Annotated in this window: 20 protein-coding genes; 7 read left to right on the top strand and 13 right to left on the bottom strand. The window is 71.4% G+C overall.

What is annotated here, in order from left to right; genetic code table 11:
- The 8 genes from QN157_05765 to QN157_05730 form a co-directional block, all read right to left on the bottom strand.
- Positions 1 to 1,542 carry an ABC transporter substrate-binding protein gene (locus QN157_05765; GenBank protein MDR7555098.1) on the bottom strand — a complete coding sequence of 514 codons (1,542 nt, stop codon included), beginning with the start codon at positions 1,540 to 1,542 and terminating at the stop codon, positions 1 to 3.
- A 102-nt stretch (positions 1,543 to 1,644) separates the two neighbouring features.
- Complete coding sequence (locus QN157_05760; GenBank protein ID MDR7555097.1) at positions 1,645 to 2,550, bottom strand: ABC transporter permease; 906 nt, start codon at positions 2,548 to 2,550, stop codon at positions 1,645 to 1,647.
- Between the two features lie 2 nt (positions 2,551 to 2,552).
- Positions 2,553 to 3,470, bottom strand: a complete 918-nt coding sequence (locus QN157_05755; protein MDR7555096.1) for an ABC transporter permease — start codon at positions 3,468 to 3,470, stop codon at positions 2,553 to 2,555.
- A 4-nt stretch (positions 3,471 to 3,474) separates the two neighbouring features.
- A complete protein-coding gene (locus tag QN157_05750) occupies positions 3,475 to 4,482 on the bottom strand; it encodes a succinylglutamate desuccinylase/aspartoacylase family protein (GenBank protein ID MDR7555095.1) in 1,008 nt (335 codons plus the stop codon).
- 29 nt (positions 4,483 to 4,511) lie between these two features.
- Positions 4,512 to 5,168, bottom strand: a complete 657-nt coding sequence (locus QN157_05745) for an ABC transporter permease (GenBank protein ID MDR7555094.1) — start codon at positions 5,166 to 5,168, stop codon at positions 4,512 to 4,514.
- A 13-nt stretch (positions 5,169 to 5,181) separates the two neighbouring features.
- Positions 5,182 to 6,087, bottom strand: coding sequence for a glycine betaine ABC transporter substrate-binding protein (locus tag QN157_05740; GenBank protein MDR7555093.1), 906 nt, complete (start codon positions 6,085 to 6,087; stop codon positions 5,182 to 5,184).
- A 58-nt stretch (positions 6,088 to 6,145) separates the two neighbouring features.
- Positions 6,146 to 6,787 carry an ABC transporter permease gene (locus tag QN157_05735; GenBank protein ID MDR7555092.1) on the bottom strand — a complete coding sequence of 214 codons (642 nt, stop codon included), beginning with the start codon at positions 6,785 to 6,787 and terminating at the stop codon, positions 6,146 to 6,148.
- Complete coding sequence (locus QN157_05730) at positions 6,787 to 8,055, bottom strand: threonine synthase (GenBank protein ID MDR7555091.1); 1,269 nt, start codon at positions 8,053 to 8,055, stop codon at positions 6,787 to 6,789. Before QN157_05730 ends, QN157_05735 begins: the two co-directional genes overlap by 1 nt.
- 189 nt (positions 8,056 to 8,244) lie before the next feature.
- Here QN157_05730 and QN157_05725 point away from each other — a divergent pair, with 189 nt between their 5' ends.
- On the top strand, positions 8,245 to 8,703 hold the full coding sequence (locus tag QN157_05725; protein MDR7555090.1) for a DinB family protein: 459 nt from the start codon (positions 8,245 to 8,247) through the stop codon (positions 8,701 to 8,703).
- 68 nt (positions 8,704 to 8,771) lie between these two features.
- Here QN157_05725 and QN157_05720 read toward each other — a convergent pair whose 3' ends face one another.
- The 3 genes from QN157_05720 to QN157_05710 form a co-directional block, all read right to left on the bottom strand.
- Positions 8,772 to 9,962 carry a dipeptidase gene (locus QN157_05720; GenBank protein ID MDR7555089.1) on the bottom strand — a complete coding sequence of 397 codons (1,191 nt, stop codon included), beginning with the start codon at positions 9,960 to 9,962 and terminating at the stop codon, positions 8,772 to 8,774.
- A 61-nt stretch (positions 9,963 to 10,023) separates the two neighbouring features.
- Positions 10,024 to 11,253 (bottom strand): L-2-hydroxyglutarate oxidase, encoded by a 1,230-nt coding sequence (gene lhgO, locus QN157_05715; GenBank protein MDR7555088.1) that lies wholly within the window; start codon positions 11,251 to 11,253, stop codon positions 10,024 to 10,026.
- The gene (locus QN157_05710; protein ID MDR7555087.1) at positions 11,250 to 12,773 is read right to left on the bottom strand and encodes an MDR family MFS transporter; all 1,524 of its coding nucleotides are present in this window, start codon (positions 12,771 to 12,773) and stop codon (positions 11,250 to 11,252) included. The genes lhgO and QN157_05710 overlap by 4 nt, the downstream gene beginning before the upstream one ends.
- 458 nt (positions 12,774 to 13,231) lie before the next feature.
- On the opposite strand from QN157_05710, the gene QN157_05705 reads away from it, so the two are divergent.
- The 6 genes from QN157_05705 to QN157_05680 all read left to right on the top strand — a co-directional run bounded on the left by QN157_05705 (position 13,232) and on the right by QN157_05680 (position 18,551).
- A complete protein-coding gene (locus QN157_05705) occupies positions 13,232 to 13,594 on the top strand; it encodes a 4a-hydroxytetrahydrobiopterin dehydratase (GenBank protein MDR7555086.1) in 363 nt (120 codons plus the stop codon).
- 221 nt (positions 13,595 to 13,815) lie between these two features.
- Complete coding sequence (locus tag QN157_05700; GenBank protein MDR7555085.1) at positions 13,816 to 14,874, top strand: extracellular solute-binding protein; 1,059 nt, start codon at positions 13,816 to 13,818, stop codon at positions 14,872 to 14,874.
- 8 nt (positions 14,875 to 14,882) lie between these two features.
- Positions 14,883 to 16,004: an ABC transporter ATP-binding protein gene (locus QN157_05695; protein MDR7555084.1), complete on the top strand. Its 1,122-nt coding sequence runs from the start codon at positions 14,883 to 14,885 to the stop codon at positions 16,002 to 16,004.
- Positions 16,001 to 16,849: an ABC transporter permease gene (locus QN157_05690; protein MDR7555083.1), complete on the top strand. Its 849-nt coding sequence runs from the start codon at positions 16,001 to 16,003 to the stop codon at positions 16,847 to 16,849. Before QN157_05695 ends, QN157_05690 begins: the two co-directional genes overlap by 4 nt.
- Positions 16,846 to 17,700: an ABC transporter permease gene (locus QN157_05685; GenBank protein MDR7555082.1), complete on the top strand. Its 855-nt coding sequence runs from the start codon at positions 16,846 to 16,848 to the stop codon at positions 17,698 to 17,700. Before QN157_05690 ends, QN157_05685 begins: the two co-directional genes overlap by 4 nt.
- Positions 17,701 to 17,753: 53 nt before the next feature.
- Positions 17,754 to 18,551 (top strand): SDR family oxidoreductase, encoded by a 798-nt coding sequence (locus QN157_05680; protein MDR7555081.1) that lies wholly within the window; start codon positions 17,754 to 17,756, stop codon positions 18,549 to 18,551.
- Between the two features lie 73 nt (positions 18,552 to 18,624).
- Here the strand turns inward: QN157_05680 and QN157_05675 are convergent, their stop codons facing one another.
- Positions 18,625 to 19,644 (bottom strand): 2-dehydropantoate 2-reductase, encoded by a 1,020-nt coding sequence (locus QN157_05675; GenBank protein MDR7555080.1) that lies wholly within the window; start codon positions 19,642 to 19,644, stop codon positions 18,625 to 18,627.
- Positions 19,645 to 19,801: 157 nt separating this feature from the next.
- A complete protein-coding gene (locus tag QN157_05670) occupies positions 19,802 to 20,305 on the bottom strand; it encodes a ferritin (GenBank protein ID MDR7555079.1) in 504 nt (167 codons plus the stop codon).
- Positions 20,306 to 20,327: the final 22 nt, after the last annotated feature.

Raw genomic sequence — 20,327 nt, 5'->3', positions numbered from 1 at the left:
TCAGTCCCGCTTGTAGGCTTTGGCCAGGTACAGCGACTGGTCCTTGTACGGTCGCCAGCCCGCCACGTTCTTGGCCGTGGCGTAGAGGTCGGACTGGGCGAACAACGGCACGTGTGGTGGATCGTCTTGCATGAGGAGCAGCATCTCGCGGTACAGGCGCAGCCGTTCCCGGTCGTCGGCCGTGGCCCCGGCCTTCGCCATCAGCTGGTCGAAATCGGGGCGGCACCAGTAAGCGTACCGGAAGTTGCAGACGTACTGGGTCAGCATGAAGTGCGCGTCGGGGGGTGGCAACGTCCCGAAGAAGAACATGTCCCGCAGTCCGAGCTGACTCAGCTGCGTCAAGAACTCTCCCGGTTCCATGACGACCTGCTGCGTGCGGATCCCCACCTTGAGGAGCTGCGCCGCAATCGCCTCGCTGAGTTCCTTGTCCTGCGGGTACCGCCCGTGCGGGTACTTGAACGTCACCTGGAACCCTGCGGGATAGCCTGCTTCGGCAAGGAGTCTCTTGGCCCGCTCGGGGTCGTAGGGCGTGGCTTTCAAGTCGTGCTGATAGCCGAAGTACTCGGGCGTCAGCGGCTGTCCCTCCAGCCGACGGGCTCGTCCCTTCAGCAACGAGCGGATGAGCGCGTTGGTGTCGATGGCGTACTGCAGGGCCTGGCGCACCTTCTTGTCTCGCAGCGGGCCTTCCCACTTCTGGGCCAGCATCAGCCCAAAGACCCGCATGCCACGGATGGAGTACGTCGTCAGGCTGGGATCGCCGGCCACGCGCTCGTAGGCGTCGAGTGGCAACAGCGTGGCGATGTCGATGTCGCCAGCCTGCAGGGCCGCGACCCTGGCTGCGCCCTCAGGAATCGGACGGATGATGAGGCGCCGGATGCGGGGCGCCCCACCCCAGTAGTCAGGGTTGGCCTCGAACACGACGCGGTCGTCCTTGACCCACTCCACCAGCTTGAACGGACCGGTACCGACCGGACGCTGGCAGAAGCCGCGCAGCAATCCGACCTGTTCCGTGTAGGCGGGAGGATACTGAAACGATCCCATGGCCAGTGCCGTGAGCATCAGTCGTTCGGACGTCGGTCCCTTCGCCTTGACGTCGACGGTGTACAGATCGATTACGTCGACGCCTCGTAGGGCCGACACGAAGAAGGCCAGAGCGCGCGCCTGCAGCATCTGCTCCAGGCTGTAGCGGACGCTGTGGGCGTTGAACTCCTCGCCGTTGGTGAAGCGCACACCCCGCCGCAGGTGCAGTCGCAGTGTATCCGCCGCGGTCTTCTCCCACCGAATCGCCAGCTCGGGGAGGAACCCCAGCGAGTCGGGCGAGAACGTCACCAGGCGCTCGACCACCTGGCCGCTGACGTTCTTGTCCGGCTGGGCGGTCCCGAACAGCGGTGAGAGGCACCTGGGGTCGAAGCCCTGGGCCACCACGAGGGTGTCTCTGGGGGTGCGTGGTGCCCCCAACACACTGCCCTGGGTCCCCAGGACCACCAACCCCGCTACCAGCAACAGTACTCCCAGCCGCACGTGCCCTCCGGATCCTCGCATCGTCGTGTGCCCTCCACCCAGGCCTCTCCGAGTCGCTACGCACGTTCGGCGTCACGGCGCACCCTCCCTCCGCGCGGGCGTCCAGGTCAAGTGACAGCGGACCTACAGCACGGCGCGACGGCCGTGGGCGCGCGGATCGAGCACGTCGCGCAGACCGTCGCCGATGAAGTTGAACGCCAGGACCGCCACGCAGATGGCCAGCCCCGGCATGGTGGACACCCACCAGCCCTCGTAGATGTGGTTGCGTCCGTCGGCGATCATCGTGCCCCACGACGGTGTGGGCGGCTGAATGCCCAAGCCCAGGAAGGACACCGCCGACTCCAGCAACAGCAGTCTGGCCATCTCGAAGGTGGTGAGGATCACCAGCGGGGTCGCCAGATTCGGCAGGACGTGCCGTCCCAGGACGCGCGGTTCTGGACAGCCCACCGCCCTGGCCGCTTCGACGTACTGGCGAGCGACGACGGTCAGGGTCGCACCCCGAACGATGCGCGCGTAGTGCGCCCAGGCGGGCAGCCCCAGCGTGATCACCAGCACCGGCAGACTCGGCCCCACCACGGCGATGACGGCGATCACCAGCAGGACCAGCGGAAACGCCAGTTGCACGTCCACCAGCCGCATGACGACCACGTCCAGCAGACCGCCGCGATAGCCCGCCAGCAGGCCCGCGGCGGTCCCCACAGCGCCGCCGAGCGCCACCGCAGCGCCTGCCACGAACAGCGAGAACCGCCCACCGTACATCATGCGGCTGAGCAGGTCGCGGCCGAGGGTGTCCGTGCCCAGCGGATGGCGCACCGATCCGCCCGGCAGGAACGCGGGCGGCACCAGCCGTGCGTCCAGGTCCGACCACGCCGGCGGATGCGGGAGCCAGGCCACGGGCCACACGGCTGCCACCACGATGACAGCGAGCAGGACAACTCCCGCAACCGCCATCCGGTCACGGAAGAAGACGGCCGCCGCCCGGACCCGAGGCGACCGGTACACGATCCGCCGGGACGTCTGCAGTGCCATGGTCAGTCCGCGGTACGCACGCGGGGGTCGATCAACACGTAGGCCACATCGGTCAGCAGATTGACCACAACGAACAGCGCCGCGGTCATCAGGACCGTCACCTGCACCACGGGGAAGTCGCGTGCGTAGATCGCCTGCACGGCCAACCGCCCGACCCCGGGCCAGCTGAACACCGTCTCGGTGACCACCGCACCCGACAGGAGCGTACCGAACTGCAGGCCCACCACCGTGACGATGGGGATCAGGGCGTTGCGCAGCGCATGCACCACCACAACGCGCATGCGCGCCAATCCCTTGGCCCGAGCGGTCCGGATGTAGTCTTCTCCCAGGACCTCCAGCATCGCGCCGCGGGCAAAGCGCGCCACCACCGCCACCTGGTAGGCTGCCAGCGTTGCCGCCGGCAGCAGGAGTTGCGCGGGCGTGCCGCGCCCACCCGTGGGCAGCCACTTGAGGTGCGCGCCGAAGACGATGATCGCCACCAGCCCCAGGTAGAACCCTGGCACGGCCTGCCCGATCAACGCCAGAAGGCGCACGAGCCCGTCGAGGGCCGAACGCGGCCGCAGCGCCGCGCCGACGCCGACAGGCAGTCCCACGGCCAGGGCCAGACCAAACGCCGCCGTGGCCAGCTCCAGGGTCGCGGGCAGCCGCTCCACGAAGAGACTGAAAGCAGACTGTCGATACCGCAGCGATTCCCCGAAGTCCCCGCGCAGCGCGCCACGCAAGAAGCGCAGGTACTGCACGTGGATGGGCCGGTCGAGCCCCAGTTCGGCGCGCAGTGCTGCCACGGCGTCGGGCGTGGCACTCTCGCCCAGCAGGACCACCACCGGGTCGCCGGTGAGCCGCACGATGCCGAACACCACGGCAGACACGCCGAGGAGCACGATCACGAGCTGCGTCAACCGTCGCGCAAGGAACCGCACGGTCTCAGATGGCCCTGGGCGGCCCCCAACCGGTGCCCGGCTCCTCCAGGTCGGCGACGCCAAACGCCCAGTACCCCGGGCGCACCGGGTAGGGGCGGGACACCAGCACCCATGCGCCACGCACCGGTGCGCGGAGCACCTCGAGGTCTTCGAACGTGTACGGGCTCACGACGCGTCCAGCCTCGTCGCCCGCGATGACCTCGCGTCCCAGCGCATCGGGGCCCACCGTCGGTAGGAGATAGCCCGCAACGGAGGGGTTCACGCGTACGTGCCGGGTGTAGTGCAAATACCGGTCGAGGAACCGTGGCTCGCCCTCCAGCATCCCGAGCGCGCGGAGGACGCTCATGATGCCCGCCACGTTCTCTTCGATCCAGCGCTCTTCCAGCTCCGGCGCGAACCCGGCGCCACCGATCTCCACCAAGATCGGCACCACGCCCAGGTGTTGCGCGGCGTAGCCCGCCGCCGAACGGGGCCCGGGGAACCGCGTCAGCAGCGCAAGGTGCTGGACGAGGGGGCAGCCATAGGCCTGGGCCATCGTGCCCGCCCGCTGGACCTGCTCGGCGTCCGGGAGGTCCTTGGGCCAGGCCACGCAGTAGAAGCTGGACCCCCACAGCCCGAGGTGCAGGTCGATGAGGTACTGGACGTGCGTGAGCACGTGGCGGGTGATGGCTTGCGCCAGCAGGTCCCCGATCCAGGTGTGCTGCCCGGGGAAGATCCGGTTCAGGTCCGGCGAGTCCGATTCGTCGGGCGTGCTGCGGGTGAGGTGCGCGAAGGCCACCGGGTTTCCGACGGGCACCACCAACAACCTGCCAGCGAGTGCCTGCGGAACCACGCGCGTCAGCAGCCGTCGGGCAATCTCTACCGACAGCCACTCGTTTCCGTGCAGTGTGGAGAGGACGCCCAGGGTAGGGCCGTCCCGAGATCCGATGACCTCGTGGACGTACAGCGCGATCTCACCACCATGCAGGTCGATCGTCACGGGGTAGCGGTGGAGTCGTCGGGCCGCCTGCACAGCTCACCTCCCGATACCACTCGACCTCATCACGACGTTGCGTCAGTGCCTGGCCGCTGGCCGCCATCCTGCACCACCCGCACCACCCGCTCCTCCACCCACCGCAGGAGGCCCCCGCACCCTAACGCCAGCGCCGAGACCGTCACGGCGCCGGCGACGATCTTGTCGGGATGGCTCTGGGCCACGCCGGTGAAGAGCAGCACCCCCAGGCCGCCGGCGTTGATGAACGCGGCGACGGTGCCGATCCCGATGATCGCCAGGACCGCCACCCGCACGCCAGCCAGGACCACCGGCAACGCCAGGGGGAGCTCTACCCACCAGAAGCGCTGCCACGGGGTCATGCCCATGCCGCGGGCCACGTCGACCGCGGCGGGATCGACGCCCAGCAACCCTACGGCGATGTTGCGCACGAGGATGACCTGGGCGTAGGCTGCGAGCGCCGTCACGGCGGGCAGCATCCCCAGCCCCAGCACCGGGATCAGCAGCACGAACAGCGCCAGGCTGGGGATGGAGTACACCACGCCGAGCGCCCCGAGCAGCGGGCCCCGCACGCGGGCGGAGCGGGCCGCCAGGAGGCCCAGGGGGACGGCCACGCACACCGCGCACAGCAGCGCCACAGCCGTCAGCCAGAGGTGCTGCCCCAGCAGCCGCAGGACGACCCCGGGGTGCTCTACGAGGTAGCGCATCGAACTGCTGGGCTCACCGGCGCTTGATCAAGCCTTTCTCCTCCAGGAACGTCCTGGCCACCGCGGCGAACTCGCGCTTGTCCGGGCCGTCCACCTGCCAGTTGAGACCTGCCATGACATCGTCGGTCAGCAACCCGGTCAGCCTGTTGAGGACCTCGGCAATCTTCGGATGCTGCTGCAGCACCTGCGCGCGCACCACCGGCGCGGCCTGATAGGCGGGGTAGAAACGCTTGTCGTCCACGAGGAGCACCAGCCCCAGGCCGCTGATCTGGCCATCGGTGCTGAACGCCACCACCACGTCCACCTGGCCGGCGCGCAGCGCTTCGTAGCGGAGGCTCCCCGTCCCCAGCTGTCGGAACTCCTTGAACTGGAAACCCCCATAGGCGCGCTGGAGCCCCTTGATGCCGTCCTCCCGCTCGGCGAACTCCGCGGGTCCGCCCAGACGCAGCTCCGGCGCCTTACGAGCCAGGTCCGAGAACGTCCTGATGCCGTACTTCTCGGCCACGGCCCTGGTGGTGGCCAGGGCCTGGGTGTTGTTGAACGCCGCGGGCTCCAGCCACTCGAGGCCGAACCGCTCGCGGTAGCCCGTACGGACGGCCTCCAGGACGGCCTTCGGATCCTGCAGCGCCGGCTGCTTGAGGACCGTCAGCAGGCCCGTGCTGGTGTACTCAGGGTAGAGGTCGATCTCGCCCTTGACCAGCGCCTCGTGGGCCACGGGCGTACCGCCCAGGTTGAACCTGCGTTCCACCGCAAACCCCGCGTCTTCCAGTAGGAGCGCGTACATCTCGGCGAGGATGAACTCCTCGGTGAAGTCCTTGGAGCCCACCTTGAGGGTGGGCCGCGGCGCCGCCCGCGGCCCGCAGGCAGCCGCCAGCACCGCGACAACGAGCAGGAACCCCACAGCGCGGACGGTACGCACGATCGCTCACCTCCAGGTTATGGTCGCCCCGGGGCGTCCCGGGGCAGCGGGCGGTCGGTCACCCAACGCGGGCAAGGCGCTCCAGCACGCGCTGCGTCCCCGCCAGGACGGCCTCGACGCCCAGGGTCAGCACGGCGACCGGGACGGCGCCGACGAGCATCACCGCGGGGTCGAACAGCGCGAACCCGCGGGCGATGAAGTCACCCAACCCACCTCCGCCGATGAACGCCGCGAGCGTGGCACTGGCGAACACGTCGACGGCTGCTGTGCGCACCCCGGCCACCACCACCGGCAACGCGAGCGGCACCTCGATCCGCCAGAGGATCTGTCCCGCGTCCATCCCCATGCCGCGGGCTGCCTCGACCGCGGCAGGGTCGACGCCCCGGAACGCGGCCTCGGTGTTGATGAGGATGGGCGGGCACGCCAGGACCGTCAACGCCACCAGCGCGGGGAGGAACCCCAGCCCCAGGTACGGGACGGCGAGGAACAGGATCGCCAAGCTCGGAATCACCCGCACCCCGCCCACGGCCGCCAGCACGTACGCGCCCAGCCGACGGCGCCGGGCGGCATGCACGCCCAGGGGGATCGACACGGCGCTGGCCAGGGCCAGGGCGAGCACCGAGAGGCGCACGTGCAGGCTCACTGCGCTCCAGAAGAACGCCTGGTTGTCCAGGGCGTAGCGGTAGGCGGCCTCGACCATCACTCGACCCGGGGCTGGACCAGCCCGGGGGCGTCGTCGCCGTGCTGTGCCGGCGGGGTCTGCGCCAGCGCCTCCAGCCCGGGCAACGTGTGGTCCAACAGGTCCGTGTACTTCAGCCCCGACCCGGTGAGCAGCAGCACGACCTCGTCAGCGGGCCTCAGCAGCCCGCGGGCCCGCAGGGGCACCAGCGCGGCGACGGTCGCGGCGGCCTCGGGCGCCGCCAGCACGCCCTCGCTGGCGGCCAGATCGCGCATCGCCGCCAGGATCTCGCCGTCGCTGACGGCCACGGCCGCGCCGCCGCTCTCGCGCACGGCCCGCAGCATCAGGTAGTCGCCAATGGCGGCCGGAACCCGCAGCCCCGCGGCGATCGTGTGCGGGGCGGACACCGGGACGGCGTGGTCGTGGCCGTCCTCCCAGGCGCGCACGATCGGCGCGCAGCCGGCGGCCTGGACCGCGATCATCCGCGGCAGCGGCGGGCCCACCCAGCCCAGCGCGCGCATCTCCGCGATCGCCTTCCAGATGCCCACCAGCCCGGTGCCGCCGCCCGCAGGGTAGACGATGGCATCGGGCAGGCGCCAGCCCAGGGCTTCGGCGATCTCGTAGCCCATGATCTTCTTGCCCTCGACCCGGTAGGGCTCGCGCAGCGTCGAGAGATCGAACCAGCCGTGGACGGGGGCCAGGTCGCGCAGGGCGCGACCCGCGTCGGTGATGACGCCGTCGATGGCGTACGCGTGCGCCCCATAGGCGACGACCTCGGCACGGGTGACCACCGGGGCGTCACGGGGCATGACGATGTACGCGGCAAGGCCGGCGCGGGCCGCGTACGCTGCCAGGGCCGAGCCGGCATTGCCCGCCGTGGGCATCGCCACCGCGCGCACGCCCAGTTCCCTGGCGCGGGACACGGCCGCCGCCAGGCCCCGCGCCTTGAACGTCCCGGTGGGGTTCTTGCCCTCGTCCTTCAGCCACACGCGCCGCAGGCCGAATCGCTGCGCCAGCCGGGGCGCGTCCAGCAACGGCGTGGCCCCTTCCCCCAGCGTCACCACGTGAGCGGGATCCCGCACCGGGAGCAGCTCGTGGTAGCGCCACATGTCGGGCGGGCGGGCAGCCAGCGCCGCGCGATCCACCGCGAGGCGTGCTGCGTCCAGGTCGTAGCGTGCGTACAGGACCTTGCCGCAGTGGGGACAGAGCCCGTGCGGGCGGTCGGCGTCCAGCCGCGCCCCGCAGGCGGTGCACTCCAGGTGCAGCAAGTAGGAGTAGCGCGCCGTCATGACCGTCCTGGCGTTCGCCCGGCCCGGTGTCGCCTCCTGCGCCGTGCGGCGACCATGCAGGGCGCTACCGCCGTCCGGGCGCGCCGGCCGCGGCTGCCCGCCGGCGGCGGTGGCACCGTGCGGCGATCACGGGCCGCCCTCGGCGCCGCCCGCAAGGGAGACGCCGGACGGGTCCCGAACTCCACGGCGATGGAGATCAGGGACCTGGTGCTCTACGGGCTGGCCGCTACCCACGCGCGGTTGCTGCGGTGCCTGGAGGATCTCAGCGACGACGAGGCCCACCGCACGCCCCACGGGCTCTCGCCGATCGTGTGGCAGGCGGGACACATCGCGCTGACCGATGCCGCCATGGCGCGGCGAGCCGACGGCCGCACCGAACCGCCAGCCGGCTACGAGGCGCTGTTCGCGACGGGCACGGGCGGCCCCGCGGCCTACCCGCCCCTGGCCCAGGTGCGCGACGCCATCAACCGCGGCCAGGGGCGCCTGGAGGAGATCGCGCGCACGGCCGACCCCGCCGCCCGTGTGGAGGCCCGCAACTACAGCACCGTGGGCGAGATGCTGATGTTCGCGGTCTACCACCGCGGCTACCACATCGGCAAGATCACCACGCTGCGCGCGCTGCTGGGGAAACCTCGGCTGTTCGGGTGACCGCCTCCCGGCGGGCCCGGGCCGTACGCCGTGGCAGTGGGCGCGCGGTGTCGCTGGCCGCCGGGCGCTCATCCGCACACGTCTCGAAACACCCGGAGGAAGTTCAGGCCCAGCAGCTTGCGCAGCTCGTCCTCGGTGAACCCCCGCTGCGCGAGCGCTACGGTCAGGTTGGGCCAGTCGCTGAACTTCTCGAATCCCCGCAGGCGGAAGTTGGGCGTGAGCCGGTGCTCGGCGTCGCGGAACCCCGCCCAGTTGAACGTCTCGGGGCGGCGCAGGGGCATGTCCGGCGGATACGCTACCATCGAGTCCGTGCCCGGCCCGGGTCCGGCCTTGTCGGTGCCGATGCCCACGTGGTCGATGCCCATGACGTCCACCAGGTGCTCCACGTGGTCGCAGAACGCGTCCAGGGTGGGCTCGGGCTGCTCCGAGAGGAAGCCGGGGATCACCACCACGCCGAAGAACCCGCCGCGGTCGGCGATGGCGCGTGCCAGCTCGTCGCTCTTGCCGCGGTCGTGGTAGCAGACCGCCTTGCTGGACGAGTGCGAGACGATGACGGGGGCACTGGAGACCTTCAACGCATCCCAGGCCACCTGCTCGCTGCAGTGGCTCACGTCCACCAGGATCCGGTGCGCGTTGAGGCGCTGGACCACCTCGCGGCCGAAGTACGTCAGGCCACCGCCGTAGGCTTCGGTGCAGCCGTCGCCGACCAGGTTCTGGAGGTTGTAGGTGAGCTGCACCATGCGCACCCCCAGGTTGGCGAACAGCTCGATGCGCTCCAGGGCGTCCCCGAAGGGCGTGGTGTTCTGGAAGTCGAGGACCAGGCCATGGACCCCGTCCCGGTGCACGGCTTCGATGTCCGCGGCGGTCCGGCACACGCGCAGGGCGCCGCCGAGCGCGTCGACCACGCCGTAGGCCTGGGCGATGCGCTTGACCGCCATCTCGAACGCGTCGCTGAGCTTGTGGGAGCCCGAGAAGGTCCCGCACGCCACCGTGACGCCGGAGGTCCGCCAGAACTCCAGGTAGGTCCGCCGGGCTGCGGGCGAGGTCTGGAGTTCGCGTACCGCCATGTCCGCCATGATGGGCATGACCTCCTCGCGGGTGAAGCCGCGCCGGTGGTACTCGGCCAGCGCCGTGCGCATCGCGTCGGTGAAGAGGAACCCGCCGATGACAGGCGGTTGCTGCGCGTCGACGACCAGCGCGGTCTCGTGGAGGCGGCGCGCCTCCTCAGGGGTGAGCGACGGTGTGCGTCGAGCTGCCATGCGACCTCCTCCCGGGCGGGCTGCGGCCCGCCCTGTGTGATCGTCCCGTGGGGGCGCACCCTCAGGCGCGCGCCACCGTCCGGGCAAATCCAAAGGCTTCGTCCGCCAGTGCCGCGACGTGCCGGCCGATGGCCAGCGCGCTGGTGGCCGCCGGCGAGGGTGCGTTCAGCACGTGGATGGCGCCCGCGGCGACCACGATGCGAAAGTCGTCCTCCAGCGTCCCGTCCGGCCGCACCGCCTGCGCGCGCACGCCCGCACCCGCCCGGACCACGTCGGCCACGTCCAGGGCCGGCACCAGCCGCTGCAGCGCGCGCACGAAGGCCCGCGTGCTGAACGACCGGACGACCTCGTGCAGCCCCGTGCGCCAGTAGCGGCGCGCCATCCGCCAGACGCCGGGATACGCCAGCAGCATCGCGACCTCGGCCGGGTGCACGCGCCAGCGTGTGTAGCCCTCACGGGCCAGCGCCAGCACGGCGTTGGGACCGGCTTCCACCCGTCCGTGGATCGTGCGCGTGAGGTGCACACCGAGGAAGGGGAACCGGGGGTCGGGCACCGGGTAGATCAGACCGCGCACCAGGTGCGCGCGCTCGGGGCGCAGCAGGTAGTACTCGCCGCGAAACGGTACGATCTGGACGTCGGGCCGCGCGCCGGCCATGCGCGCGACGACGTCGCTGTACAGCCCCGCGCAGTTGACCAGCCATCGCGCGATCACGTCGGTCCGCGGAGTCCGCACCACGAGCTCGCCGTCCGCCCGGCGCACGCCCACCACCGGACTCGCGGTGACGATCTCGACCCCACGCCGCCGCAGCACGGCGGCCAGGGCACGGGCCACCTGCTGGAAGTCCACGACGGCGGTCGTGGGCGACCACAGCGCGCGCACGCCCGCGGCGTACGGCTCGACCTCGCGCAGGCGCCCGGCGGAGAGCAGCTCGAGCCGCGCGACCCCGTTGGCCACCCCGCGGGCGTACAGCTCGTCCAGACGGGCCGCTTCTGCCGCGTCGGTCGCCACCACGACCTTGCCGCACTCGTGCACGGGGATCCCGGCGTCCGCGCAGAAGGCCCGCAGCAGGCGGCCGCCCTCCACGCACCACCGCGCCTTGGCCGATCCGGGCCGGTAGTAGAGGCCCGAGTGGATCACCCCGCTGTTGTGCCCGGTCTGGTGCTGGCCGACGTCGGCTTCCTTCTCCAGCACGGTCACCCGGAGGTCGGGCGCCCGCTCGACCAGCGCCAGCGCCGTCGCCAGGCCGACGATCCCGCCGCCGACGACGGCGACGTCACAGCGCGGCGTCACGACTTGGCTCCGGCCGGGCGCACGGCGCCGGCACGCTCGGGCTGGGCCGGTTCGGCGTCCTCGGGCCGCGACCCCAGGACCAGACGGCCGCCGGGGGCGAGCAGCGTCACGACCAGCGCTGCCAGCGCCGCGAGGAAGGCCACGACGAAGATGCCCTGGATGGCGCCGGCCAGCGCGGCGCGCAGCGCCCCGTCGGGGGCCGCCGCGGCCCGCGCCAGCGGATCGAGCAGACGGTGCACCGATACGGTCCCGGGGTCGATCCCGTCGGCGCGCAGCGCACCCGCCAGTCGCGCCGCCAGCACCGCGCCCATCACGCTGACCCCCAACGCCCCGCCGATGCTGCGGGAGAACTGCAGCGTGGACGTCGCGGCGCCCAGCACCCGGCGCGAGACCGCCGACTGCACCGCGATCATGAAGGACGGCACCGACAGCCCCATCCCGATCCCCATCAAGGTCACCGCCAGCATGACGTAGCCGCGGGTGGCCTCGGGGCCCACGCGGGTCATCAAGAGCGTACCGGTCGACAGCGAGACCATCCCCGTCAGGGCCAGCACCCGGTAGCCCAGGCGCAGCAGCAGGAACCGCGTGCTCAGGATGCTGGCGCCCACCCAGCCCAGCATCATTGGGGTCAGCGTCGAGCCCGCGGCGGTGGCGCTGGTGCGCAGGACAGCCTGCACGAACAGGGGGACGAACGCCAGGCTGCCGAACATCGACCAACCCGCCCACAACCCCTGGGCGCAGGCGACGGCGAACAGCCGCAGCCGGAACAGCTGCAGGGGGAGCACCGGGTCGACCGCGCGCCGTTCCACCCACGCGAGGGCGGCGAACAACCCCGCGGCCAGCGCGAGCCGTGGCGCGGCGCGCCCGCCCTCCAGCTCGAACAGCCCCAGCAGCAGCGCCACCACTCCCGCCGTCAACAGCACCGCGCCGGCGTAGTCGACCGTCGGGCGCGCGGGCCCCGGGGCCAGGTCGGCCTCGAAGAACCGCCAGATGAGGACCGCGGCCAGCACCCCCGGCGCGACGTTGATGTAGAAGACCCAGGGCCAGGAGACCCGGTCCACCAGGAACCCACCCAGCAACGGACCGACGATGGACGAGAGCCCCCACATGCTCGAGAACAGCCCCTGCATGCGCGCGCGCCGCTCGACGGTGAACATGTCGCCGATCATGATGAACGCCAGCGGCAGCAGCCCACCCGCCCCCAACCCCTGCAGGGCGCGGAACGCGATGAGCTGGGGCATGCTCTGGGCCAGGCCGCACAGCAGCGACGCGGTGAGGAACACCCCCATGGCCACCGCGAAGACCCTGCGCCGGCCGTAGAGGTCCGAGAGCTTCCCAAACAGCGGCACGGTGGCCGTGGCCGCCAGCATGTAGGCCGAGAAGACCCAGCTGTAGGACGCCAGGCCGCCGATCTGGCTGACGATGGTGGGCATCGCGGTGGCGACCACGGTGCTCTCCATGGACGCCATGAAGATCCCCAGCATGATGCCCAGGGTCACGAACCGTTCCGATCGGGTCACGCGGGCCTCCTGGTGCGCTCCTGCAGGTTTCGGGCACGTGCGGGCGCCGTCCTGCCCGGTGGTGCGGATGGTCCGCACGTGTAGCCGGCCCAAGACGGTACGGTTCCTCTCGGCACTATCCGCGGGCCGCTGTGCATCACGAGTGTGGACGGCCGGCCCACGACAGTGCGATCCTCCGCACCTGGCCGCTGGCGCAGTTGTCCTGCGCCGCCGCGGGTCTGTGCTCTCGCGGGCAGGGCGATTCCCACGGCAACCTTCGCGCGGCTGGGGTTCGCGGGCCCGCGGTCCCACAGGCAGAACGCTAGATCGGCCGCATCACATGTGCGCGCCAACTGCCCGTGGGCTATCATCGACACAAGGGCCGGTGCGGTTCGCCCTGGCCGGGAATCTGTCCCGGCGTGTCACTGCGTGCTGCCGGGCCGAGGCTGGATGTGCACAGGCCAACGGGAGGAGAGACCATGACCGAGCTGGCACACCTCAAGTGCACCGCGTGCCGCGGCGACGAGCCCCCGCTCACCGACGCCCAGATCGCCGCGTGGCAGCCGCACGTGCCCGACTGGCAGGTGGTCGAGCGCGACGGCATCAAGCGGCTGGAACGCGTCTTCCGGTTCAAGACCTTCGCGCAGGCGCTGGCGTTCACCAACGCGGTCGGCGCCCTGGCCGAGGAGGAAGGCCATCACCCGGCCATCCTGACGGAGTGGGGGCGCGTGACGGTGACCTGGTGGACCCACAAGATCCGGGGCCTGCACCGCAACGACTTCATCATGGCCGCGAAGACCGACCAGCTGTATGACGCCGCCACGACGCACGGCCGCGCGTGACCGTCGCCCACCTCCGCGCCCCGGCGCGCGGTTGCGCCACGCGGTGCGAGGTGAGCGTCGGTAAATTGTCAGAAGGGCCGCCAACTGCCACCGTGCACCACACGGTCTCCAACGACGCCGGGTGCCGGCGCAGCAGGAGGTTGCAGCGCGAATCGCCAACACACCCGGCCGTCTGGAGCTCATTCGGCCACTGTGCCACCCGGGAAAGGAGGGCGAGGAGCATGAGGAGGCGATGGGTCCGCCCGGGAAGCTGGGCGATCGTGGCACTGGTGCTGGGCGCGCTGGTGCTGCCGCCGGCAGCGGCCGCCCCCAGGGTCAAGCTGACCATGTTCATCTGGGCCGGGGCCAACCAGGGCGTCGTGCCCCGCGAGGTGGTGGCCCGGTACGTGCGGGCGCACCCCGACGTGGAGATCGAGTTCTGGGAGTCCAACAACGCCGTGACCTACCCGCGCATGATCGCGGCCAAGCAGGCCGATCCCACGCGCCCGCTGATCAACTTCGGGTACTTCAACATCGACATCAGCAACCGCGGCGACGCCGACGACATGTGGATCCCGCTGTCGCCCGCCCGCATCCCCAACATGACCAGGGTCCACCGGACCCTGCGGCGTCCGGGCGATCGGGGCATCGGGTACGGGATCAGCGGCGTGGGCTACATGTACAACCGAAACCTGGTGAAGGAACCGCCCACTTCGTGGACGGAGCTGTGGAGCCCCAAGTGGCGTGGCAAGGTGACCTTCTTCGACAACAACTTCATCCCGCTGGTGCTGGCGGCCCGGTTCAACGGCGGTGACGAGAAGAACATCGACCCCGGCTTCCGCGTCTGGGCGGAGAACGCCAAGAACATTCGGGCCCTGGCCAACAGCAACGATCAGCTGCTGCAGCTGCTGGTGACGGGCGAGGCACACATCGCGCCGTGGTTCACCAGCATCTGGAAGTTCTGGGAGCTCGGTGGCGCTCCCCTGGGGTTCGCGGTGCCCAAGGAGGGCGTCGTGGCCTTCCCCATCTACCTGCAGATCGTCAAGGGCAGCACGCCCGAGCAGATCCGCGTCGCCGAGGAGATCATCAACGAGCTGCTCACGGCGGAGAACAACGCCCGGTACGCGCGCCTGACCTTCGGCATCCCCGCCCGCACCGACGCCGAGCTGTCGGAGGCGGTGCGCGCCATCCTCAACCCCAAGCTGCTGGACACGGCCATCTGGCTCGACTGGGCCACGATGGGCCAGAAGGCCAGCGAGTGGCGTCAGCGCTGGGAGAAGGAGGTCAAGTCGCGCCTGTAAGGCACCCCGTGGCTCGTTCGCTCCACAGCATGCCCGGCGCACCGCCCCAGGCCCCCAGCGTCTCCGCCGGTGGCGCCGAGGTGGACGTGCGGGCCGTCACCAAGCGGTTCGGGACCGTGGTCGCGGTGTCGGCGGTGTCCCTGACGGTCCACGGCGGGGAGTTCTTCTCGCTGCTGGGCCCCTCGGGCTGCGGCAAGACCACCACCCTGCGCATCATCGGTGGCTTCGAGCACGCCGACGAAGGCGACGTGGTCATCGACGGTCGGCCCATGGGGCGGATCCCGCCCAACCGCCGCGAGACCAACATGGTCTTCCAGCGTCTGGCGCTCTTCCCCCACTACAGCGTCTTCGACAACATCGCCTTCGGCCTGCGCATGAAGCGCCTGGGCGAGGCCGAGGTGCGCCGCCGCGTGGGCGAGGCGCTGGAGCTGGTACGGCTGGTGGGGCTCGAGGGCCGCCGCATCGGCGAACTCTCCGGCGGCCAGCAGCAGCGTGTGGCCCTGGCCCGGGCGCTGGTCAACCGTCCGCGGGTGTTGCTGCTGGACGAGCCGCTGAGCGCCCTGGACCTCAAGCTGCGGTTGCAGATGCAGGAGGAGCTCAAGCGCCTGCAGCGCGAGCTGGGCACGACGTTCCTCTACGTCACCCACGACCAGGGCGAGGCGCTCGCCATGAGCGATCGGATCGGGGTGATGGACGGTGGCCGGCTGCTCCAGGTGGGGACGCCGATGGAGATCTACGAGCGGCCGGCCACCCGCTTCGTGGCCAACTTCATCGGCGACGCCAATCTCATCGACGGCGTGGTGGAGGAAGTCGCCGACGAGCTGGCGACGGTGCGGACGCCCGCCGGCGTCGTACGCGCCCGCGGCCAGGGCGGGGAGCAACGGGGCGAGACGGTGGCGGTGTGCGTGCGGCCCGAACGGTTGCAGCTGGCCCCGCCGGGCAGCGGCCTGGCCGCCCTGGTGGAGGACCGGGCGTTCTCGGGCTTGGTGGTCAGGTACCGGCTGGCCGCCGGCCCGCTGCGTCTGCACGCCGCGGTCCCCTACCGCAGCGGGACGCCACTGTGGCAGCGGGGCGACACCGTGGCCGTCGCGTGGGACCCCCACCAGGCGGTGGTCGTCAGGGACCGATGAGACTGGGCGGCGTTGCCGTGATGGGTCTGCTGGCACCGGCGCTCGTGGCCATGGCCGTGCTGTACGTGATCCCGCTGGGCGTGTACTTCGTCAACTCGTTCCACCTGTTCAAGGACGGCCGCATCCTCCCGGTCTGGACGCTGCGGACGTACCTCGACTACTTCACGGACCCGTTCTCGTACAAGGTGATCGCGGAGTCGGTGCGGCTGTCGCTGGTGGTCACGGGGCTGGCGCTGGCCATCGGCTATCCCGTGGCCTACGCCCTGCAGACCCGCGTGCGGGCCGCCGGGCCCCGGGCCCTCCTGGCGTTGCTGCTGTTCTCCCCCCTGCTGGTCAGCGTGGTCGTGCGCACCTACGGGTGGCTCATCCTGCTGGCGAGCCAGGGGCTGGTGAACACAGCACTGCGCGCCCTGGGGGTGATCGACGAACCCCTCAGCCTGCTGTTCAACACGCGGGGAGTGGTCATCAGTCTGACGCACATCATGCTGCCGTTCGCCATCTTCCCCATCTACAGCGTGATGGGACGGGTGGACCGCGACCTGAAGGACGCCGCCACCGATCTGGGCGCCAGCTGGTGGGACGCGTTCCGCCACGTGACCTTGCCCTTGACGATGCCGGGGGTCGTGGCGGGGGCGCTGATCTGCTTCACGCTGGCCCTCAGCGCCTTCGTGACGCCGCGGCTGCTGGGCGGGGGCCGGGTCCAGGTGTTGCCCCTGATGGTCTACAACAACACGGTCGAGATCAACTGGCCCGCGGGCGCCGTCTCGGGGCTGGTGCTGCTGGCGCTCTCCATGGCCGCCGTGTGGGCCCTCAACGCCGTGCTGCGGCGCCTGCCCTCGGTATGAGCGCGCCGGCGGTGCGGGCGTACGCCTCGGTCGCTGCCCAGGAGGCCCGGGCCGGCGCGGTGCGCGACGCCCTGCTGCGGACGACGCTGTTGCTGGGCGTGGGCTTCGTGCTGCTGCCGCTGGCCATCGTGGTGGTCTACTCGTTCAGCAGCGTCCCCTACGGGGTGTTTCCGCCCCCGGGGCTGTCGCTGCGCTGGTACGGCCACCTGCTGAGCCTGCCCGCGTTCCGCGCGGCGTTCGCGCGCAGCGTGGTCATCGCCCTGCTCGCCACCGGCCTCGCCCTGGGCATCGGGGTGCTGGGGGCGCTGGCCCTGGTCCGCGGCCGGTTCCGCGGCAAGGAGCTGCTGCGGGGGTTCCTGCTGTCGCCCATCGTGATGCCGAAGATCGTGCTGGGCGTGGGCTGGTTCATCTTCTTCGCACGGCTCGGGCTCCAGGGTGGGATCGTGCCCCTCGTCCTGGCCCACACCATCGTCGTGCTCCCGTTCGTGATCACCATCGTCGCTGCCAACCTCGTCGGGCTCGACGTCGCCCTGGAAGAAGCGGCGCAGGACCTGGGGGCGTCGACGCCCACGGTGCTGTGGCGCATCGTGCTGCCCCAGATCCGCGCCGGCGTACTCACGGCCGGCGTGTTCGCCTTCATCGTCTCCTTCGATCAGGTCGAGAGCTCGATCTTCCTCACCCGCGGCGAGAACAACACGTTGCCCATCGAGATGTTCCTGTACATGGAGAAATGGCAGGATCCCACCGTCGCCGCGCTGTCGGCGCTCCTGATCGTCTTCGCCGCGGCGCTGGTCGGCGTCGTGGTCCTGGCAGGCCGCGGCGCGGACGTACGGCGCCTGTTCCCCCGCTGAGCGTCCCCGAACACCCGGCCCCGACCGACAGCCCCTGCCCCAGGAGGACCGTCATGGAGTTCGCAGACCGTGTGGTGATGATCACCGGCGCCGCGGGCCGGCTGGGCCGGCCGTGTGCGCTCGCCTTCGCCCGGGAGGGTGCCCGGTTGCTGCTGGTGGACCTCGATGCGGCGCGGCTCGAGGCCGCGGCGGCGGCGGTGCGCGCCGCGGGCGCGCCGGTCGCGGCCATTTCCGCCGACGTGCGCGACCCCGCGGCGGTCGAGCACGCGGTCGAGGAAGGTGCGCGGGCCCTGGGCCCGGTCGACGTGCTGGTTACGTTCCACGGCTACGTGCCCACGACGCCCGTGCTGGAGGTCGCGCCGGAGGAGTGGGACCGGACCTTCGACGTGAACGTCAAGGGCACGATGCTCTGCTGCCGCGCCGTGGCGCGGCGCATGATCGCCCGCGGGACGGGCGGCACCCTGGTGGCCGTCTCCTCGGGCGCCGCCACCTCGGCGCGGGCCGGCGGTGCGCACTACTGCGGGTCGAAGGCAGCAGTGAACATGCTCGTCCAGGTCCTCGCCATCGAGCTGGGCCCGTACGGCATTCGCGTGAACGCCGTGGCGCCGGGGCTCGTCCTGGACGAGGTGGTGACCCGGGACGTCCCCGCGCCCCACCCGTACGTCCGCGACATGCTGGCCGCCATCCCGCTAGGCCGCACCGGGGCCGCGCAGGAGGTCGCAGAGGCCGTGCTCTTCCTGGCGTCCTCCCGCGCCAGCTACGTGCACGGTGAGATCTTCTACGTCACGGGCGGGGCCCACTGCGGCCGCACGCACATGGCGCCCGCCCGTGGGCTGATGGCGTCCCGCTAGCGGCAGGATCGCCGAGGCCGCGACCCCGCCCCGCCCGACACCGTGCGCGTCGGGCGCGGTGCTGTCGGGGCGATCACCGGGCGGCGGCGACCACGTCCAGGTTGGCCCAACCCAGCGTGCCCCGCCCGGCTTCGAGGTCGGCGATCACCCGCACCAGGGCGCGCACGCGCGGCACGGCGCACCCCGCGCGGTCGGCCGCGGCGAGCAGCGCCCCCAAGATCGGCCCGGCCTCGGTGGGCCGCCGGTGAATCGCCAGGTCGCGCCACACCCCGGTGCGTCGGGCCAGGCCGCGCTCCCAGTAGACACGTTGTGCCGCCCAGGCCGCCTGCGCGGCCGCAGGGTCCACGGGCGCCCCGCGGGCGTCGAGCCGGACCGCGCGCGGGTCGAACCCGTCCACGGCCTCGACGCGGACGCCCAGCGCCTCGGCGACCGCCAGCGCCTCGGTGGCCAGGGCAGCCAGCACCGCCCGCGCCGCAGGCTGTGCCAGGATGTCGACGACGTCGGCGTCCACCACCGCCGTGGCGAAGTAGATCGTCCCCAGGATCAGCTTGCCCCAGAGGTACCCGGTGATGTTGGCGGTGGGCTCGCAGGGATGGAAGGCGGAGAGCACCCGTGCCAGCGTCTGTACCCGCGGGGTGATCCGACCGTCGAGCTCGCCCACGCGCAGTGACGCCGGACCACTGTAGACCAGGCGGCCCGGCCCCTCGTAGTACCCGCCGAAGGTCAGGAAGGCGCCGACGGTGCGCTCGCGTCCCACCAGTGCTGCGATGGTCTCTTCCTCGAGGCCGTTCTGCATCGACACGACGTAGCCGTCGGGCGCCAGGAGCGGGACCAGCGGCGCCAGCGCCTCTCGCGTGTGCAGCGTCTTGACGGCCAGGAGTACTGCGCCCAGGGGGCCGCGCACCTCCTCGGGCAGGCAGGCGGGCACGCGGACGGTGAAGCGCGCCGCGCCCACGATCTCAAGGCCGCGGGCGCGAATCGCCTCGACGTGGGCGCGGTTGCGGTCGACCAGGAGCACCGAGTGTCCGGCGCGCGCCAGGTGCGCACCGGTGATGCCGCCGATGGCGCCCGCGCCGACGATGGTCAGGTGCACGGCCTACCCCCCGGCCTCCCGAGCCGCACGCTGCAACCGTCCGACGCGAGCCGACGGACCTGCACCGAAGGCCCGCCATGGCGGACAGCCGTCCTGTCGGGCACGGTGCGCGATCCGGGTACCGCGCGGCTGGCGGCGGCTGCTTCCCGTCCCTGCGCTACGCGCCGTCGCCCGCGCGGCCCTTGCGCGCCAGGAACTCCTCCACCAGCAGCAACCCGCCCTCGCCGGCACGCCGCACCACGCTCAGCAGCTCCTCCATGCTGGCCACTTCCTCCAGCTGCTCCTCCACGAACCACTGGAGCATCTGCTGCGTGGTGTAGTCGGTCTCCTTGACCGCCAGGTCCATCAGGCGGTGGATCTGCCGGGTGACCTCCTGCTCCCACTCCAGGGAGAGTTTCACGGCCTCCTCGGCCGTCGCGAACTGCGTCTTGGGCCCGGGGACCGCGGGGATCGCCACGTGTCCGCCTGCATCGGTGACGTACCGGACGATCCGCAGCGCGTGCTCCCGCTCCTCTTCGGCCTGACGGTAGAAGTGCGCCGCCAGCACCGGCAGGTTCTGCTCGGCGAAGTGGGCGGCGATGTTCACGTACTGCAGCGACGCTCCGAACTCGCGGCCGATCTGCTCGTTGAGGGCGACGTTCATGCGCTCGCTGATGAGCATGGGTCCTCCTCGCGTCGGTCGT

This window comes from Armatimonadota bacterium (assembly GCA_031459855.1).
GTDB lineage: Bacteria > Sysuimicrobiota > Sysuimicrobiia > Sysuimicrobiales > Humicultoraceae > Fervidifonticultor > Fervidifonticultor primus.
The sequence above is the reverse complement of the archived record's forward strand: the minus strand, read 5'-3'. Positions and strand labels throughout refer to the sequence as shown.

Bases quoted from the DNA above. Each gene is read 5' to 3' on its own strand.
- QN157_05680 (MDR7555081.1), top strand. From the start codon at position 17,754: ATGGAGTTCGCAGACCGTGTGGTGATGATCACCGGCGCCGCGGGCCGG.
- QN157_05730 (MDR7555091.1), bottom strand. From the start codon at position 8,055: ATGACGGCGCGCTACTCCTACTTGCTGCACCTGGAGTGCACCGCCTGC.
- QN157_05700 (MDR7555085.1), top strand. From the start codon at position 13,816: ATGAGGAGGCGATGGGTCCGCCCGGGAAGCTGGGCGATCGTGGCACTG.
- QN157_05765 (MDR7555098.1), bottom strand. From the start codon at position 1,542: ATGCGAGGATCCGGAGGGCACGTGCGGCTGGGAGTACTGTTGCTGGTA.
- QN157_05760 (MDR7555097.1), bottom strand. From the start codon at position 2,550: ATGGCACTGCAGACGTCCCGGCGGATCGTGTACCGGTCGCCTCGGGTC.
- QN157_05720 (MDR7555089.1), bottom strand. From the start codon at position 9,962: ATGGCAGCTCGACGCACACCGTCGCTCACCCCTGAGGAGGCGCGCCGC.
- QN157_05735 (MDR7555092.1), bottom strand. From the start codon at position 6,787: ATGGTCGAGGCCGCCTACCGCTACGCCCTGGACAACCAGGCGTTCTTC.
- QN157_05745 (MDR7555094.1), bottom strand. From the start codon at position 5,168: ATGCGCTACCTCGTAGAGCACCCCGGGGTCGTCCTGCGGCTGCTGGGG.
- QN157_05670 (MDR7555079.1), bottom strand. From the start codon at position 20,305: ATGCTCATCAGCGAGCGCATGAACGTCGCCCTCAACGAGCAGATCGGC.
- QN157_05690 (MDR7555083.1), top strand. From the start codon at position 16,001: ATGAGACTGGGCGGCGTTGCCGTGATGGGTCTGCTGGCACCGGCGCTC.
- QN157_05725 (MDR7555090.1), top strand. From the start codon at position 8,245: ATGGAGATCAGGGACCTGGTGCTCTACGGGCTGGCCGCTACCCACGCG.
- QN157_05685 (MDR7555082.1), top strand. From the start codon at position 16,846: ATGAGCGCGCCGGCGGTGCGGGCGTACGCCTCGGTCGCTGCCCAGGAG.
- QN157_05705 (MDR7555086.1), top strand. From the start codon at position 13,232: ATGACCGAGCTGGCACACCTCAAGTGCACCGCGTGCCGCGGCGACGAG.